The 1,064-nt window shown below is 55.3% G+C and carries 1 protein-coding gene; it reads right to left on the reverse strand.

The window, feature by feature from the left end:
* Window positions 1-1,064 (reverse strand): autotransporter outer membrane beta-barrel domain-containing protein (locus MXE39_RS12885; protein WP_246979094.1); only part of this gene is annotated, 1,064 nt, incomplete at both ends.

Here is a 1,064-nt window from a genome sequence, read left to right on the forward strand (position 1 = left end):
GTGTAGTTCAGACCAACACCAACGCCCAGGTTACCGGACTTGGCGGCTACGCCCATGGCAGCACCATAGGTGAAGCTGTCAACGAACTCGGACTTGGTAGCAACGCTCCAGTTGGTTACGTCAGTCCAGTTTACAGTGCTGTCCAGAGTGTCATCACCGAAGTTACCGGTTAAGGTAAGGTCAAAGGATGGCTTGACAGTCCACTGCTCACCAGCGTACTCCTTGGCGATGGTTACACCGACAGGGATGGAGAATACGTTGGCAGTTGAGTTCTCAACAGAGGCTGCAGAGCCGCCGTCAAAGCCAACAGCATCGAAGTTGTCCATGTCAAGACGGGTGAAGCGCAGACCAGCGTGTGGAGCAACCTGTACACCGGCAAAGTCCATGGTGTACTGACCGGTTACACCGGCAGACAGGGCTGTGGTGTCGAAGCTGGTGCTTACCTTACCGGAAACAGTGTCGGTCTCGATGTCGGAGTCAACAGTGGTGTAGGACAGGTCAGCTACTACAGACAGAGCGTCCATGGAGAAGCCTGCGTACATAGCACCACCGAAGTAGTTGAAGTCATTGCTTACGCCCTGACCAGCACCCTGACCGTCAGCATCACCGGAGCCGATGTTGAGCATTGCACCAACGCGCATGCCGTTGCCTAAGGAGTAATCACCACCGAGGGCAACACCGAACAGGCTTACATCAGAACCAAACTCCAGACCCTCAGCGGCAAAGCCGTCGGAATCGGAAGAACGGTAGACTGGGGTTACCCACATACCGGTACCCTGACCATTGTCAGCATAGGTGAGAGCAGAAGCACTCTGGCCCATACCGAAGCGGCCGGATACGGCATCAGAGGTAGTGCCAGTAGCAGTCAGAGCAGCCTGAGCAGCACCACCGAAGGCAGCCATACGACCTACACGGTCAGCATCAGCACCATTGGTGTTACGTACTACGTCCTCGAGGAACCCGTTGTAGGCCTTCTCGTAGGCTACATACTGAGGAGCCTCAGCAGTACCAGTATTTACGGCAACGAAGTTGCTCAGAGGGTTGGCCTGCTTGAACTCTTCAGT

This window comes from Anaerobiospirillum sp. NML120511 (assembly GCF_023050955.1).
Classification (GTDB): Bacteria; Pseudomonadota; Gammaproteobacteria; order Enterobacterales; family Succinivibrionaceae; genus Anaerobiospirillum.